General features: G+C 62.3%; 11 protein-coding genes. 3 read left to right on the forward strand and 8 right to left on the reverse strand.

Annotation, left to right across the window (positions count from 1 at the left end; translation table 11 throughout):
- Positions 1-7: 7 nt before the first annotated feature.
- Both ACFPN2_RS13230 and ACFPN2_RS13235 read right to left on the reverse strand, forming a co-directional pair.
- The gene (locus tag ACFPN2_RS13230; RefSeq protein ID WP_380597220.1) at positions 8-604 is read right to left on the reverse strand and encodes a Cif family virulence factor; all 597 of its coding nucleotides are present in this window, start codon (positions 602-604) and stop codon (positions 8-10) included.
- Positions 605-691: 87 nt separating this feature from the next.
- Positions 692-1,153: an OsmC family protein gene (locus tag ACFPN2_RS13235; protein ID WP_380597222.1), complete on the reverse strand. Its 462-nt coding sequence runs from the start codon at positions 1,151-1,153 to the stop codon at positions 692-694.
- Positions 1,154-1,425: 272 nt separating this feature from the next.
- On the opposite strand from ACFPN2_RS13235, the gene ACFPN2_RS13240 reads away from it, so the two are divergent.
- From ACFPN2_RS13240 to ACFPN2_RS13250, 3 genes are all read left to right on the forward strand, one after another.
- Complete coding sequence (locus ACFPN2_RS13240) at positions 1,426-7,299, forward strand: MG2 domain-containing protein (RefSeq protein ID WP_380597224.1); 5,874 nt, start codon at positions 1,426-1,428, stop codon at positions 7,297-7,299.
- Between the two features lie 69 nt (positions 7,300-7,368).
- Positions 7,369-9,687 (forward strand): penicillin-binding protein 1C, encoded by a 2,319-nt coding sequence (gene pbpC, locus ACFPN2_RS13245; RefSeq protein WP_380597226.1) that lies wholly within the window; start codon positions 7,369-7,371, stop codon positions 9,685-9,687.
- A 111-nt stretch (positions 9,688-9,798) separates the two neighbouring features.
- Complete coding sequence (locus ACFPN2_RS13250; RefSeq protein ID WP_380597228.1) at positions 9,799-11,553, forward strand: cation:proton antiporter domain-containing protein; 1,755 nt, start codon at positions 9,799-9,801, stop codon at positions 11,551-11,553.
- 27 nt (positions 11,554-11,580) lie between these two features.
- Here the strand turns inward: ACFPN2_RS13250 and ACFPN2_RS13255 are convergent, their stop codons facing one another.
- From ACFPN2_RS13255 to ACFPN2_RS13280, 6 genes are all read right to left on the reverse strand, one after another.
- The gene (locus tag ACFPN2_RS13255) at positions 11,581-11,781 is read right to left on the reverse strand and encodes an AbrB/MazE/SpoVT family DNA-binding domain-containing protein (RefSeq protein ID WP_380597230.1); all 201 of its coding nucleotides are present in this window, start codon (positions 11,779-11,781) and stop codon (positions 11,581-11,583) included.
- Positions 11,782-11,969: 188 nt separating this feature from the next.
- A complete protein-coding gene (locus ACFPN2_RS13260) occupies positions 11,970-12,749 on the reverse strand; it encodes a DUF4261 domain-containing protein (RefSeq protein ID WP_380597231.1) in 780 nt (259 codons plus the stop codon).
- A 56-nt stretch (positions 12,750-12,805) separates the two neighbouring features.
- The gene (locus tag ACFPN2_RS13265) at positions 12,806-14,203 is read right to left on the reverse strand and encodes a M48 family metalloprotease (RefSeq protein ID WP_380597233.1); all 1,398 of its coding nucleotides are present in this window, start codon (positions 14,201-14,203) and stop codon (positions 12,806-12,808) included.
- A 1-nt stretch (position 14,204) separates the two neighbouring features.
- A complete protein-coding gene (gene glpK, locus ACFPN2_RS13270) occupies positions 14,205-15,704 on the reverse strand; it encodes a glycerol kinase GlpK (RefSeq protein WP_380597235.1) in 1,500 nt (499 codons plus the stop codon).
- Entirely contained in the window at positions 15,701-16,132 is a 432-nt protein-coding gene (locus ACFPN2_RS13275; protein ID WP_380597237.1) for a hypothetical protein, read from the reverse strand. The genes glpK and ACFPN2_RS13275 overlap by 4 nt, the downstream gene beginning before the upstream one ends.
- Positions 16,129-16,446, reverse strand: a complete 318-nt coding sequence (locus ACFPN2_RS13280; protein WP_380597239.1) for a hypothetical protein — start codon at positions 16,444-16,446, stop codon at positions 16,129-16,131. The genes ACFPN2_RS13275 and ACFPN2_RS13280 overlap by 4 nt, the downstream gene beginning before the upstream one ends.
- Positions 16,447-16,503 lie beyond the last annotated feature (57 nt).

Genomic DNA, 16,503 nt, shown 5'->3' on the forward strand with positions numbered 1-16,503 from the left:
TCCTCGCTTATTTAACGTCGGCCACCTTCTCGGAGACGATGCGCCACGAAGCGCCCTCGCGCACCAGGGTCAACTCCTTACGCAACGAGTTGGTGCCGAATTTCTGCACGAACCGCACGACACGCTTGTCGGCGCCATCGGGCTCGACGCGCAGGCCTTCGACGACTGGATCGGGCACCGGGCCGGTGGCCACCTGCTCACGACGCTGTTCCAGCCAGGCTGTGCTCCCCGCCGAATCCGTCGGCGCGGTGAAGCTGCCAGAATAAAGCGCAACAACCGCATCCGCTTCGCGGTTTGCCCAAGCCTGCGCCCAGCTCGCGACCACTTCCTCGGGCGAGCGCGCCGTGGTGCCGGTCGAGCGGAAATACGACGGCGGCTCATCCAGGCAGCCCGTGCCGGTATGGCGGCCGGCGGTCGGTTCCGGAATCGCCAGCGCCTCGGCCCGGTTCGGCTGAGTCATACCGTCAGGCACTTTTAGCTGCGGATTGTTACGGGACGCCAGATAAGGCTGCTCCTTTTCGACGCACACCGCCGGCTTGTCGCCCCCGAAACAGCCGGTCAGCAACGGCAGCAGCAGGGCACAGCACGCGAAAATCTTGTTCATGCAGGCGATCTAACCCGTAATGTTTATGGTCGAAGGCGACCCCGCGCCTCTCGACGGCGAACGGGGCATGCTACGCGGCGGAAGGATTTACGCAACCGGCTCGCAACGCACGTCGGTTTTGACCGACGAGGCGATGAAACATTCATCGTGCGAGCGATGGTGCAACTGGGCCAGCTGTTCGGCGGTCGGCGCCTTCCCGGAAAACACCGCTTTGGGCCGCAGGGTAACGACCGTCATTGCCAGCCGGCCGGCCTCGTTCTTGGCCAGCACGCCCACCGCGGCATCCTCATAAGAGTCCACGACGAAGCCTTGAGCCGCGGCCAGCGACAGGAAGAACAGCATATGGCAGCTCGATAGCGACGCCACGAACGCCTCTTCCGGATCGACCGCGCTCGGGTCAGACAGCGGCACGCGGACAACGTGCGGCGAGCTCGAGCCCGGCACGGTCACCCCGCCATCGAAACGCCACTCGTGCGCCCGGGAATACTTGTTGTCGGTGAATACGGCGCCGAGGCGCTGCCAGTAAACAGTCGCGGTGTACTCGCTCATGGCCAAGTCCGACTTGCCGGCCGCGGCCGACGGGGAGCCATTGTCCCGCGCCTGCCACGGGTTTGCCACATTCGTGTCCACGTTCGGGCAGAATCGCCGCCCAACATGCTGGCTAACGCCGCGATCTGGCCTGCAGAAGCTCCGATGTGTCGACTCCCCCGAGATCACAACTCGGGCCGCTGCCGGAGGATGCTTCGGCCCGCAGGCAGCAGTGGGTCGGCGTGCCACTGACCGAACGAATTTGCAGATGAGCTAATGGGGTTGTGAAAAAAATGGACCGCTTTCGGAGCGTTTTACGGACGATCTTCGGGCAGCTGAACTGGCAGCCGCCGGGGTGGGTGACCGCCTCCAGTGGCGCCGTCCGCCAGGGCGCGGGCCGACTCAACGCCTCCGCGCGAGCCAATCCCCGTGGCGCGGCCCTGACCGTCGCAGGAATTGCGGCTCTGACCGCCGCGGCCTGGTTCGGCTGGCACTGGTACAAGAATCGTCCGCAACCGGTGCTCACCGAGTTCGCGGTGAACGCGCCCGGCCTCACCTGTTATGCCTGCGAGCCGCCCGGTTCGCCGAATCCGCTGGTCGTGAATTTCTCGGCCTCGACCGCGACGCTGGAACGCGCCGGCCATCCCGTCGACCCGAAGCAAGCGGGCATCGAGATCAGTCCGGCGGTCGCGGGCCAGTGGTTCTGGGATGACGACCGCACGCTGCGCTTCCAGCCGGCCGCCGACTGGCCCATCGGCCAGCACTACAAAGTCGAGCTGTCGCGCAAGGACTTCGCGGCCTCGCACATCACGCTCAAGGACTACCAGTTCGAATTCAACACGCCGGCCTTCGTCGCCAAGCTGGCCAACACCGAGTTTCATCAAGACCCGGTGGTCGCGGGCAATAAGAAAGTGGTCGCCAGCATCAGCTTCACGCATCCGGTCGATCCGGAAAGCTTCGAGAAGCGCGTCAAGTTGAAGATGTTCAACAAAGTGACCGACACCATCGAGAAGGAGCTGACCGCGCCGACCTTCACCGTCATCTACGACAAGCTGAAGTTGAATGCTTTCGTGCATTCGGCGCAGTTGGAAGTGCCGCCGAAAGCCGGTCGCCTGCAAATCACCGTCGATCCCGGCACGCGCGCCGCGCGCGGTGGCAACGAATCGAAAGACACGCTGACCGCGAGCGTCGAAGTCCCCGGTCTGAACAGTTTGAGGATCTCCAACCTGGGCCTGGACATCGTGCGCGATGAGCGCAACGAGCCGGATCAGGTGATTCTGATCAACACTTCGTTCTCGGTGCTGGAAAAAGAGCTGCCGCCGAAGGTGCACGTGTGGCTGCTGCCGGAGAAACATCCGGACCCGAAGGTGCAGGCGCAGTTCAGTGCCGATCGGCCTTATCCGTGGACCGACACCACGCTGCGCCCCGAAGTGCTGACGGCGCAGACCGCGCTGAAGCTCGAACAGATTCCGGGCGAGCAGGAACATTACGAGTTGCACAGCCTGCGCTATCAAGCGGCGCCGGGCCGGTATCTCTATATCAAGATCGACGCGGGCTTGAAGTCGTTCGGCGGCTACGTGCTCGGCGACAGCGTCGAACGTATCATTCAAGTGCCGGAGTTCCCGCGCGAGCTGAGCATTCTGCACTCAGGCTCGCTGCTGTCGATGTCCGGCGAGAAGACGGTGAGTTTGTTTGCTCGCAACGTGCCGGCCATTCGCGTCGAGATCGGTCGGCTGTTGCCGCGTCAGTTGCAGCACCTTGTGACTCAGACCAGCGGCATGTTCGGCACACCGCAGTTCAATAACTGGGCGTTCGAGTCGGCCAACATCACCGAGCGCTTCTATGAAGTGATTCGTTTGGAAACAGGCGATCCGGGCAAAGCGCAGTACGAATCGGTCGACCTCGGCAAATATCTGGACGACAACGCGGGCGATCGTCGCGGCGTGTTCCTGTTCCGCGTGCAGGCCTGGAATCCGGACAGCAATCAAGCCTTGGATTACGCGCCGGAGGCTTGGAATCAAGCCATCGGCACGCAACTGGCGGACGCGCGCTTGATCGTCGTCACCGACCTCGGCCTGGTCGTGAAGCGCTCGGTCGATGGTTCGCAAGACGTGTTCGTGCAGTCCATCGCGACAGGTGCGCCGATCAGCGGCGCGGCCGTGGAAATCATCGGCCGCAACGGGTTGCCCGTGCTCACGGAGACGAGCGATGCCGACGGTCACGTTCGCTTCCCCGAACTGAAGAGCTTCCAGCGGGAGAAGGCGCCGGTGCTGTATCTCGCGCGTCGTGGCGGTGACAGCTCGTTCCTGCCACTCGATTATCGCGGTCGAGAGATCGATCTATCGCGCTTCGATATCGGCGGTGTCGAGAGCAATGCCGATCGTGCCGCGCTGTCGGCTTATATCTTCTCGGATCGCGGCATCTATCGGCCGGGCGAAGAAATTCGCGCCGGCGCGTTGGTTCGTAACCAGGATTGGAGTCGCGGTCTGTCCGGGCTGCCGCTGCGCCTGGAAGTGACCGATCCGCAGGGCACGGTGATTCGACGCGAGACCTTCAAGCCCGGCACGGCGGGCTTCGGCGAAATCCTGCAGCCGACCAAAGAAACATCACCGACCGGCACGTACACCCTGGCGCTGTCCATCGTGCGCGATCAATACAGCGCCGATCTGATTGGCTCGACGACCGTGCAAGTGCGCGACTTCCAGCCGGATCGTCTGCGCATGAAGGCGACGTTCTCTGCTACATCCGCCGATGGCTGGGTGCCGCCGGATAATCTGGAAGCGACGATTCAATTGGAGAATCTGTTCGGCACGCCGGCGGAGAACCGGCGCATCGTGTCGAATCTGACGCTCACGCCGAGCATCCCGTCGTTCCGCGCGTATCCGGATTATCAATTCCATGATCCGCAGTACGCTCGCGAAGGTTTCAGCGAACAGCTCGCCGATACGACCACCGACGCACAAGGCAAGGCGACGCTCCCGCTGAATCTGCAGCGCTTTGCGAAGGCGACGTATCGCGTGCATCTGGTGTCGCAGGGCTTCGAGGCCGACGGCGGTCGCGGCGTCACGACCGAAGCTGCCCAGCTCGTATCCAACATGCCATATCTGGTCGGCTACAAGCCGGATGGCGAGCTCGGTTATCTGTCACGTAACGGTGAGCGCAACGTCCATTTCATCGCGATCGATCCGAAGGCGCAGCGCACGGAGGTCGGCGGCCTGGTGCTGACCCGATTGGAAACACGATTCGTCTCGGTACTGATGCGTCAGGCGAACGGCACTTATAAATATGAGTCGCGTCGCAAGGAAACTGCGCTCGGCGACACGCCGCTGACGATTGCCGCGACCGGCTATTCGCTGAAGCTTGCCACCGATGCGCCGGGCAACTTCGCCTACGTCGTGAAAGATGCGTCGGGGCAGCAGCTCGCCCGCTTCGACTATCAGGTGGCGGGTGAAGGCAACGTCACTCGCACACTGGAGAAGAACGCCGAGCTTCAGCTGACCTTGTCGAAGCGCGACTACGCGCCGGGTGAGGAAGTGGAGGTCTCGATTCGTGCTCCGTACGAAGGCGCCGGCTTGATCACCATCGAGCGCGAGCGTGTGTACGCGTGGAAATGGTTCAAGACGTCGACCACCAGCTCGGTACAGAAGATCACGCTGCCCGCGGGGCTGGAAGGCAATGCTTATGTGTCGGTCACCTTCGTGCGCGATGCGGGCTCGTCGGAGATCTACACCAGCCCGATGTCCTACGGCGTGCAGCCGTTCTCCATCGCGGTGGATGCGCGGCGCAATCCCGTCACTATCGAAGCGCCGACGCTGGTGAAGCCGGGTCAGGACGTGACATTCCGATATCGCACGGAGAAACCGTCGCGCTTGGTGTTGTTCGCGGTCGATGAAGGCATTCTGCAAGTCGCTGCGTACAAGACGCCCGATCCGCTGGGTTATTTCTTCCAGAAGCGGGCGCTCGAAGTGTCGACGACCCAGATTCTGGATCTGATCCTGCCTGAGTTCCGGCAGCTGGGCCTGGCGGCGGCACCGGGCGGCGATGCCGAGGGCTTGCTCGGTAAGCATCTCAATCCGTTCCGTCGCAAAGGCGAGAAGCCGGTGGCGTACTGGTCGGGCATCGTCGACGCGGACTCGACGACGCGTGAGCTGAAGTACACGGTGCCGGATTACTTCAACGGCACCCTGCGCGTGATGGCAGTGGCGGTGACGGATGATCGCGTCGGCGTACATGAGAGTCGCACCCTGGTTCGCGGCGACTTCGTGTTGTCGCCGAACGCGCCGACCACGGTGTCTCCGGGCGACGAGTTCGATGTGAGTGTGGGCGTGTCGAATAACGTCGAAGGCTCCGGTGCGAGCGCCACGGTGGCCGTGACGTTGGAAACGGACGCCGGCCTTGATGTCGTGGGCGAACCGAAGCAGGAGGTGGGCATTGCTGAAGGACGCGAAGGCTCGGTGCGCTTCCGTCTGCGAGCGAAGGATATGCCGGGCGCGGCGAACATGAGCTTCACGGCTCGGACCGGCAATGCGAGTGGCAAGCGCCGTATCGATCTCAGTGTGAGGCCGGCGACGCCGTTCATGACGCAGCTGAGCGCGGGCGTTCTGCCGAAGGGCGAGAAGGAGATTCGCATCGAGCGGCAGATGTATCCCCATCACCGCACGCTGGAAACGGGCGCGTCCATGCTGCCGCTGCAATTTGCTCATGGCTTCGTTGCGTATCTCTCGAGCTATCCCTATGCGTGTACGGAGCAGATCGTGAGCATGTCGATGCCGGCGGTGCTGCTGACTTCGCGGTCGGAGTTCGGTTACGTGAAAACGAGCGCCGGGTCCGATGTTTCTGCGCTGATCGGCGAATTGCGGTCGCGCCAGACCGAGACCGGCGCGTACAAGCTGTGGCCGGGTGGAAACGAGGTGGTCGAGTTCGTTTCGCTGTATGCGCAGCAGTTGCTGCTCGAGGCCGGCGAGCGAGGCCAGGCCATTCCCGGCGACCTGGTCACGAATGGCAATAACTATTTGCATCAGGTCGCGCAGCGGGATGGCAACAACCTCATTGACGAGCGGCAGAGTGCTTATGCGATTTATCTGCTGACCCGGCAGGGACAGCGCATGGCGGCGGAGATCGCCGCGTCTCGCAAGCGACTGGCTGAACGCTATCGCGGGCAATGGGAAAAGGATCTGACCGCTGCGTGGCTTGCGGCTTCGTTGGATTTGATGCGCCAGGATCGGGATGCGGAGAATTTGATCTCTGGGGTTCGATTCGATCCATCGGCCGATGAGCTCTATAACGATCCGATGACCCGCGATGCGTTCTTGCTGTTCGTGATCTCGCGTCACTTCCCGGAGCGGTTGAAGAACGTGCCGAGCGACGTGTTCACGACGATGGCGAAGCGCGTGACCGATGGTTACTACCATTCGCTGTCGGCCGGCACGACGCTGCTGGCGCTGGATGCGTACGCGTCAGCGACGGAAGGCGCGGCCCGCAATCTGGCGATTGCAGAAGTGCTGAAGAATAAGAGCGTGCGTGCACTGACGTTGCCGGAGGGGCTGTTCCCGACGGTGAAGTTCACAGATCAGGCGGCGGCGTTGCGATTCACCAACAACACGAACCTCAACGCGTACTACCTGATCGAGCAGTCCGGCTTCGACCGCAAACCGCCGACGCAGGCGATCAAGCAGGGGCTGGAAGTGTTGCGTGAGTACACGGACAGCAGCGGCAAGCCGATCACGTCGATCCAGATGGGACAACAGATCGATGTGCACCTGAAGTTCCGGGGCCTGAAGGAAGGCGCTTATTCGAACATCGCGCTGGTCGATCTCTTGCCCGGCGGCTTCGAACTCGTCGTCCCGACGGAAGCTGCGCAGAGTCAGTTTGCTGAGGCTTCTTCTTCCGAAACTGAAGGAGAGGGGGAGTACGACTCCTCCTATGAGGGCTGGCAGTGCCAGGTGTGCGTGGGCAACGTGAAGGCGTCCCTGCAGTACGCCGACATGCGCGAGGACCGCGTGGTGTTCTACGCCAACGCGACCGGCGAGATCTCGGAGATCGTTTATCGAATCAAGGCGACGAACGTCGGCTCGTATGTCGCTCCGCCCGCGTATGGTGAGGCGATGTATAACCGAAACGTTATTGGCCGCTCGGCTTCGGGGAAGATTGAGGTGTCGCGGCCGTGAGAAAAGAAGAGAGCGTCAGTGGCTCGCAGCCGTGCCAACGGCCAGGCCGGGAGCCAGGAGCTAACTAACGTGCGCTGGCGGCGAGCAATCGGCGTTGCCATTACAGTCCTGGTCGTAGCGGCGACGCTCGTTACGATCCGGCTGTGGCCACGCGAGCCGCTCGCGGCGAAGATCGCTTCGTCGACGGCGATCTTTGATCGGCAAGGGCGGCTGCTTCGATTGACGCTTGCGAGCGATCACCAGTATCGCTTGTGGACGCCCATCGAAGACATCTCGCCTGAGCTGGTAGAAGCATTGCTGCTTCACGAAGACCAACACTTCTATTTCCACCCCGGCGTCAACGTCGCCTCGTTAGTGCGCGCGGCCACATCGACATACTCCGGCGGCCCGCGAGTGGGCGGGTCGACGATCACGATGCAACTCGCCCGCCTCATGTACGGGCTGAACACCAGGAGCGTCAGCGGCAAACTCCAACAAATCCTCCGCGCCGTTCAATTGGAGCTCTGTTACTCCAAGCGGGACCTGCTCGAAGCGCATCTGAACTTGATGCCCTACGGAGGAAACATTCAGGGCGTCGGCGCCGCGAGCCTGATCTATTTCGATAAGTCAGCGAAACGACTCGGCCTGTCCGAATCACTGACGCTCGTACTCATCCCACAATCCCCCGCCCGTCGCGCCCCCGGGAGCGACGAGCCCACCGACCTCCGCGACGCGCGCCTCCGCCTCTTCGCTCGTTGGGTCGAGCAGCACCCAGACGCCGCAAGCTCAGCTGACTACATCGCCACGCCATTACGCTACGCATCGCTGCGTGACCTGCCCTTCGCGGCGCCCCACTTCACAAACGTCATCCTGCAGCGACCTCGACCGGCGTCGATCCACTCCGTCAACACGACACTCGATCTTCGAACTCAACGAACCCTCGAGCGCGTCATCGCGACTTACGTCCGCGAGCACAGCAACATCGGCATCCACAACGCCGCCGCCATGCTGGTCGATTACAGAGACCTTTCCGTGAAAGCGATGATCGGCTCGGCCGATTTCTTCGCCGCCGACATCGAAGGTCAGGTGAACGGCACACTGGCCAAGCGCTCGCCGGGCTCCGCTTTAAAACCATTCATCTACGCACTCGCCATCGATCAGGGTGTGATCCATCCGCAAACCGTGTTGAAAGACACGCCGACCTCCTTCGGCCCCTTCAACCCGGAAAACTTCGACGGCCGCTTCGTCGGCCCGATCACGGCGCGTGAAGCGCTAATCCGCTCCCGCAACGTCCCGGCGATGACGCTCTCATCACAACTCTCCACGCCTTCGCTCTATCAATTCCTGCGCAGCGCCGGCATCACAAGAATGGCGAGCGAGAAACATTACGGCCTCGCGCTCACCCTGGGCGGCGGCGAAGTGACAATGGAAGAAACCGCCACGCTCTATGCGATGCTGGCGAATCGCGGCCGCCTGGCACCGCTGCGTTATCTCAGCGACGAACCGCGACCCGAGGGACTGCGACTGCTGTCGGAAGAAGCCAGCTTCATGACGCTGGACATGCTCCGCTCAGCCCCGCGACCGGAAGATTCCTTCGCTCGTCGCCGCAGCGGCGTGCAAGCCGCGTGGAAAACCGGCACCTCGTGGGGCTTCCGCGATGCCTGGACCGCCGGCACTTTTGGTCCGTACGTATTAGTTGTATGGGTCGGCAACTTCGACGGCCGGGGCAATCCCGCATTCGTCGGCGTGCAAGCGGCGGCACCACTGTTCTTCCGTCTGCTCGATGCACTCGCGGCTCAGGAGAAATTGGTCGAGCCGATCTATCGACAGCCGCCGCGCATGGAACGCATCGAAGTCTGCAGCGCTTCGGGCGATCTGCCGAACTCGGAGTGTCCGCAGGTGGTGAGCACTTGGTACATCCCCGGCGTGTCACCTATTCGTGTGAGTCAGATCCATCGTCGCGTCTGGATCGATACCCGAACCGGCGAGCAAGCGTGTCCGCCGTACGATCCAACACATGCACGCAGCGAGGTGTATGAGTTCTGGCCCACCGATCTGCTGCAACTGTTCGCTCAGGCCGGCATGCCGCGTCGACGACCGCCGCCGCCCGCGGATTGTCAGCGAGATGTGCCTAGTGGCACGCCACCGCAGATTACCTCCCCTGTCATCGCTGTGACATACAGCGTGCGCAGTGGACGCGTCGGGAGTGAAACCATTCCTCTGGCCGCCAACGCGGACAGCGAAGTGCGACGCTTGCATTGGTTCGTCGATGAGAGCTACGTCGGCACGGGCACGCCCGGCGTGGCGATCGGCTGGCACCCGCAGCGAGCGGGACATTACATGGTGCGCACCGTAGACGATCGAGGCCGCGCCGATAGCCGGGAGCTGGCGGTGGAGATCGTTCGCTAGGCCGTTCCATACAAAGGAACGATTAACCTCTCGGTCGAAGCGGTTACTATGGAGCGCCCTCGCGGGCGCCGCTGCGCTCGCGTCCACTCGATCTCAGGTGACCGCTAGCGCATGCCTCATCAATCCGACCTGATTGCACTCATCGCCATCGGCTTCGTGCTGGCCATGGGCTTCGGCTTCCTCGCCGCCCGACTTCGCATGCCGCCGCTGGTGGGCTACCTGGTCGCCGGAATTGCAATCGGGCCGTTCACGCCAGGCTTCGTCGCGGACGCCGGCCTCGCCGGCCAGTTGGCTGAAATCGGCGTGATCCTGTTGATGTTCGGCGTCGGTCTGCACTTCTCCATCGGCACCTTGCTCAAGGTCCGTAACATCGCGCTGCCCGGCGCGGTCGTGCAGATCGCGGTGGCGACCATCATCGGGTTGGGGCTGGCGCGGTTGTGGAATTGGAGCACGACGGCCGGGATCGTGTTCGGCCTGGCGCTGTCGGTCGCCAGCACGGTCGTGTTGTTACGAGCGCTCGAACAACGCAACGAGTTGGATACCGAACAAGGTCGCATCGCCGTGGGCTGGCTGGTGGTCGAGGACCTGGCGATGGTCGTGGCGCTGGTGTTCCTGCCTGCCCTTGCGCATACCGGCGACAGCGCTGGCGAGAGCAGCTTGCTTGCGAGTCTCGGTGTGACGTCGTTGAAGGTCGCGATGTTCGTGGCGGTGATGATGGTTGGCGGCCGACGCATCGTGCCTTGGGTGCTCGTGCAGGTCGCGCGGACTGGTTCGCGTGAGTTGTTCACATTGGCGGTGCTCGGAATTGCGTTGGGCATCGCTTACGGGTCGGCCGTGTTGTTCGATGTGTCCTTCGCGCTCGGCGCGTTCTTCGCCGGCGTCATGCTGGCCGAGTCGGACTTGAGCCATCAGGCGGCGGAGAATTCGCTGCCGCTGCAGGATGCGTTCGCGGTGATGTTCTTTGTGTCGGTCGGCATGTTGTTCGACCCCGCGGTGATCCTGCGGCAGCCGCTTGAGTTGCTGGGCGTGCTGTTCGTCATTCTGGTCGGCAAGTCGCTCGCCGCGTTCGCCATCGTGCTGGCCTTCGGTTATGCCGTGCGCACGGCACTGACGATCTCGGCGAGCCTGGCGCAAATCGGCGAGTTCTCTTTCATCCTCGCCGGCCTCGGCGTTGGCCTCGGCTTGCTGCCGCCGGAGGGCCGCGACTTGATCCTGGCCGGCGCGTTGCTCTCCATCACTTTGAACCCCTTCGCCTTCGCGACCATCGCGCCCATCGCGCGCTGGGTGAATGAGCGGCCGAAGCTGCTCGCGTTTTTGACTCGCAAGGACGGCAAGCTCGCGTCGCTGCCACCTGATCAGCAGGTTTCCCGACTGCGCGATCATGCGGTGATCGTTGGGTACGGCCGCGTCGGCAGCGTCGTCGGGTATGGGTTGCAGGCGCAGGGGCTCGAGTATGTTGTTATCGAGATGAGCCGTCGTGTCGTCGATCAGTTGCGTGAAGATAAGATCACGGCGGTGTATGGCGATGCGACCGCGCATGGTGTGCTCGATCTCGCTCAGATCGAGCATGCGCGATTGCTGGTGATTGCTTCACCGGATGGGTTTCATGCCCGTCGCATTCTTGAGCTTGCTCGTGCGAAGAATCCGAAGATCGCGGTGGTCGTGCGGACGCATAGCTCGTCGGAGTTGAAATATCTTATTCGCCAAGGCGTGGACCGCGCAGTCATGGGCGAGCTTGAGCTTGCGCTCGAAATGACCGATTACGCGCTGCGCAGCCTTGGCGTTTCGGAAGAGCGATGCAAGATGCTGACGCAGTGGTTGAGGAACGAAGGGGTGGCCGGGTCGCCGAAAGATCCGGGGGCGTGACGAGACGGAGATCGTAAATGTCGCGGTTTAGTTTTTGGCACCAACGTCGACCGCAGAAGAAGCCCTGAGGACAGCGCGTGGTTTGCGCATCGGGCGCAGAGGGATGAGCTCGATGCGATCTTGATTCTGCAATACCTGAATGCGTTGGCCCGGCTTGATGCCGAGCGCCTTCCGGATAGCCGGAGGGATGATCACCTGGAACCTGAGCGAAACGGTGACTGTCGTCATCTGACTTCCCCGACGCGATGAACGTTTTGCGTCATGGTAGGAAGCCTTTCTTCTCGTTGTCTAGCATCTCTGAGCCCGACGCTCCGCGGCACTTGTCGCGCGTTTCGCCGCGGACACCGGAGGACGACTTGCGACCCGGACGAAGAGAAGGATTCGCGCACTCCAAGAAAGATGCGCCGAGGCCTATCTCACCACAGCTTCCACCAAGGCTTCGCCGCCGTCTCATACTGAAGTTGCATGACTCGCTTATCGCTTCCGAACGCTGAGTCCGAATAAACGATGCGGATCTTCTCGCGAGCATTCTGGCCGATGGTGTGTCCATCCCGGATCACCGGCCCGTTTTCCAGGAGATATCCGGCCAGGCCATGCAGGCGCTGACGCAGGTCGCTGGGTTTCTCGGGCGATTCCTGAGTTTCGAGCTCCATGTGCCCGAGCGCCTCCATGCCTTGCGTGAAACCGCCGCTGGACGTCTTCGTTTGCCAGCCGACCCGGAAGTCGATCCAGATATCGAGCGGCGGCCCGTGAGGCAGTACCTCCGTGCAGAAATCGAGAAACAGGTTTTTAGGAACGACCAGAGTGGCGTTGCCCCAGTACACGCCGATCGCGCCCTCGCAGGCGGCGAGCACGGCGGCGGTTGCCTTGGTGAGCAGAATCGCTTGGTCGACTTTATTGAGATCGCTCATCACCGTTACGATGAAATGAGCTTGGTGAGCCTGGACCTCCGCGGCTGCATCCTTCCAAAGCAGACTGGTGGCGCAGGGCCCTTCCAGATCGGACCAGGGGATGGGGGCTTGGATATTCCCCAGGACGAGCGTGCCATCCTTCAACTGGAACGCCCGCGCGCCACTTTCGTCCGTTTCCGAGACCAGGCCAAGCTCGGGATAACGACTCTTGAGCTCGCGCTCGATCGCGGCTGACGGTACATCGATCGGCTGAGGCAACAGGATCATCGAAATCATCACGGACATTTTATTGTCAACCCGCTATCGACCGCCCGGGCCGATACTATGTCCGCAGCGGGATGTCACCGCAACAGCGCGTGCAAGATGACCGTGGGCAGCAGAGTGAACAGCCCGGACAGGGCGATCGAGACCATCACCAGCAAATAAATCGCCACGCTCAATAGAGAAACAACGACCAGGCCGAGCACTCCGAGAAGGAGCTGAACCCACAGCGCCATGTGACGCGGAGGGGACAGGACGACTGTCGCACCCATGCGTGCCAGCGCCTTGAGACGTTTGTCATGGGCGGGATACATGGGCACGGCCGAGCCGCTGAACAATCCGCCGCGGCGGGAGCCGCCGGCGATGAGCATGTGAGAGCACCAGGCGGGGAAGCCGCCGCTGTTACCGACATCGCCAAGGGCGTCGCTGAGGGCTTGGGGATCGCGAGTGAGTTGGACGGCGATGGCGTCGGCGAGGTACTTGCGACGGCGCCAGATCAGGGCGAGCAGCGGTTCGAGCAGGAAGGTGCTGACCATGCCGCCGAAGAAGCCGCTGATCACGACAGGGCCGTAGAGCGGCATGCGAATCCATTCGCGCCACGTCAGTTTGTTTGGAGTATTCCCGCCGCCCTGGGAATTCCCAAAGGGATTGGTGAGTTCCAGAATCAACTGGGAGTCCGCACTCGACGCGCCGGGCTTCAAAGCCTCGCGCAGCGTTTTCCACAGTCGCGACCACGCGGGCGGATCAACGATGCCATCGCTGAGCCGCGCAACGAAACCAAACAAACTCAACGTCTGCGCAACCCGCATCCCTTGCACGACATCGCCGTTGGCAATGAGCCCGATGAGATGCCCGGCCACCGCCTGCATCCGCGCGCGATCCAATTTATCGAGCAGCCCGGTGGAGACCAGCACGGTGACCGTCTCATCGTCGGGCCCATACACCGCGGCGTTGACGGCAGGCGTGTCGATGATGGCGACCTTCGGCATCTTGATGTTGGCAGCGATGGCCATTTCGGCGACGACGTTCGCGAGTCGCTGCTCCGCAAGCACAGTCGCATTCGGCGCTCGCAAGGCCAGTTCATGCGCGCCGCTCTCCTCCGCCTCGCGCACGATACGTCGCAACGTTAACAAGACGATCAGCACAGCAACCATGCCAGGCAGCGCTGCAATGAAGGCGAGATACAACCAACTGCTGGCGGGCTGAGTCTCGATGTGGTCGCTGACGTAGCTCAGCTTCTGTCCCACGTAGCCGAGCAAATCCGGCGTGGGAATAACGAGATTGATCACGTCGAGCAGCAGCCCGATCACCGCATAGAACAGCGGCGACGTCAGCGTCGCAACGACGAACGCGAGAATGGCGATACAAATGCCAGCGACCGCGCTGACCTGCCACGCCGCGCGACGATGACGCGCGATGGCGGCGAAAAAACTTTCGCGTTCTGCCGCCGTCCAGAGAGGAAGCTCGGCCGCCGACATGTCACTCCACCCAATTGAACGAGCGCGTAACCGCTTTCTGCCAGGACGAATACAAATGACCGCGATCTTCCTTGCTCATGCGCGGCTGCCAGGTGTGCGACACACCCCAGTTGCGGCGCAGATCGTCGGTGCTCTTCCAATAGCCCGTCGCCAGGCCCGCGGCATACGCGGCGCCCAGCGCCGTCGTCTCTGTCACTTTCGGCCGCACCACACTCACGTCCAGAATGTCCGATTGAAACTGCATCAACAGCTCGTTCACGACCATGCCGCCATCCACTCGCAGCTCCTGCAATTGAATGCGGGAGTCCTGCTCCATCGCCGCGACCACATCGCGCGTTTGATAGGCCGTCGCCTCGAGCGCCGCGCGAGCGATGTGCCCGCGATTCGCATAACGAGTCAGCCCTGTGATCACCCCACGCGCGTGATCCTTCCAATAAGGCGCGTACAGCCCCGAGAACGCCGGCACGATGTAAACGTCGCCGTTATCCTTCACGCTCGCCGCGAGCGCTTCGATCTCGCCGCTATTGCGGATCAGACCCAAGTTGTCGCGTAGCCACTGCACCAGCGCGCCGGAGATCGCTATCGATCCTTCTAACGCAAAGCATGCGGGATTCCTGCCAAACCGATATGCGACGGTGGTCACGAGACCGGCAGCCGACGACACCGGTTGATGCCCGGTGTTCATGAGCAGGAAGCAACCCGTGCCATAAGTATTCTTGGCCTCACCCGGCTCGAAGCAGGTTTGCCCCACCAGCGCGGCTTGCTGATCGCCGAGAATGCCGGCGATGGGCACCCCTTTGAGCGGGCCATCGGCAACCTGGCCGTAGACTTCACTGGAGGACGTAATCGTCGGCAGCACACTGCGTGGAATCGTGAACGTTCGCAGCAGTTCGTCGTCCCACTGCAGTGAGTCCAGCCGCATCAGCTGAGTGCGACTCGCGTTCGTTACGTCGGTGAGATGCAGGCCGCCTTTCGCGCCGCCTGTGAGATTCCACAGCACCCAAGTGTCCATCGTGCCGAACAGCAGATGACCGGCGTCGGCGAGCGCTCGCGCGCTCGGCACGTGATCCAGCAACCATTTCAACTTCAGACCGCTGAAGTAACTCGCGAGCGGCAGACCGGTAGCGGCACGGAAACGGTCCTTACCACCTTGCGCGGAAAAATATGCAACGAGGGGATCGACTCGAGTGTCCTGCCACACCAACGCATTGTGTAACGGCTCACCGGTGCGACGATCCCAGATCATCGTCGTCTCGCGCTGATTGGTGATGCCGATAGCGACGATGTCCTTGGCCGTGAGCTTCGCGGATCGCAACGCCTCGGCAATCACTGCGTCGGTGTTGAGAGCGATATCGAGAGGCGAGTGCTCGACCCAGCCGGGCTGAGGAAAGATCTGCGGATGTTCCTGTTGAGCGCTGCCGACGATGCTGCCCGCCTGATCGAACACGATGAAGCGCGAGCTGGTCGTGCCTTGATCGACGGCGCCAACGAAGGAGCTCATGACGAACCTCGTTCAGTCGCGGGCAACATGAACACGCGGCGGGCCTCGGGCGAATCGAGCTGCGACTTGCTATAGCAGCGCGCGATCGGACCGTTGCGATGATCGAGCAGATCCGGCCGCCGTTGAATCATCGCATCGAACGATTCACCGGGCGGCGACCGCAGACTCAGCTCCTCGTTCAGCAGCATCAGGTAAGCCCAGGTGATGGTCTCGTGATATTTGCCCTGCGCGCCGACCTTGGCAACGTAGTTTTGCAAATGCCGGCGAAACTGTAGCGCGCCTTCAGGAAATCCGTCGCGCTGCAGATAGCGCCAGGCCACGGACAAGTGCATGCGATGGCTGAATCGGGCCGGATCGAGCGAGCCGTTCTCGAACGCGATCAGGATGTCGTCGTCGAGCGTCGGCTGACGCGCTGGCTGAGCACTCATGAGCGATTCCTCCCACTGCGCTGTTTGCTGGCCGCGCCCACACGCTTCGCCGTCGCACGGGTCACGGCGCGCTCGGACTCGACCAATTGATGACTATCGGCGGCGGTCAGATCCAGTCCGTAGATCTTCTTCAGCTCGGCGATCTGTGCCAGGGTCGGCGCGCTGAACGCCTGCTCGCCTTCGAAGGCATGCAGCACGATGCCCTCCAGCAGATCGCCCAGCGAGCTATTTTTCAAGGCGGCTAACGCCTTGAGCACATTGAGCAAACGGGCTTCCAGGCGGACGCCGGTCTGGACGCGGGTGACGGTGGTCATGCGGAGTACCTTGGTAACTTGGTACCAAGGTAGCAAGCGCCAAAGTCCACCGCAAGC

This window comes from Steroidobacter flavus (assembly GCF_042651805.1).
In the GTDB taxonomy this organism is placed as follows: domain Bacteria; phylum Pseudomonadota; class Gammaproteobacteria; order Steroidobacterales; family Steroidobacteraceae; genus Steroidobacter; species Steroidobacter flavus.

What these genes read in the sequence shown, in the direction of transcription:
- ACFPN2_RS13230 (WP_380597220.1), bottom strand. Translation starts at nt 604, where the DNA reads ATGAACAAGATTTTCGCGTGCTGTGCCCTGCTGCTGCCGTTGCTGACC.
- ACFPN2_RS13250 (WP_380597228.1), top strand. Translation starts at nt 9,799, where the DNA reads ATGCCTCATCAATCCGACCTGATTGCACTCATCGCCATCGGCTTCGTG.
- ACFPN2_RS13280 (WP_380597239.1), bottom strand. Translation starts at nt 16,446, where the DNA reads ATGACCACCGTCACCCGCGTCCAGACCGGCGTCCGCCTGGAAGCCCGT.
- ACFPN2_RS13240 (WP_380597224.1), top strand. Translation starts at nt 1,426, where the DNA reads ATGGACCGCTTTCGGAGCGTTTTACGGACGATCTTCGGGCAGCTGAAC.
- ACFPN2_RS13275 (WP_380597237.1), bottom strand. Translation starts at nt 16,132, where the DNA reads ATGAGTGCTCAGCCAGCGCGTCAGCCGACGCTCGACGACGACATCCTG.
- ACFPN2_RS13260 (WP_380597231.1), bottom strand. Translation starts at nt 12,749, where the DNA reads ATGTCCGTGATGATTTCGATGATCCTGTTGCCTCAGCCGATCGATGTA.
- ACFPN2_RS13255 (WP_380597230.1), bottom strand. Translation starts at nt 11,781, where the DNA reads ATGACGACAGTCACCGTTTCGCTCAGGTTCCAGGTGATCATCCCTCCG.
- ACFPN2_RS13265 (WP_380597233.1), bottom strand. Translation starts at nt 14,203, where the DNA reads ATGTCGGCGGCCGAGCTTCCTCTCTGGACGGCGGCAGAACGCGAAAGT.
- ACFPN2_RS13235 (WP_380597222.1), bottom strand. Translation starts at nt 1,153, where the DNA reads ATGAGCGAGTACACCGCGACTGTTTACTGGCAGCGCCTCGGCGCCGTA.
- glpK (WP_380597235.1), bottom strand. Translation starts at nt 15,704, where the DNA reads ATGAGCTCCTTCGTTGGCGCCGTCGATCAAGGCACGACCAGCTCGCGC.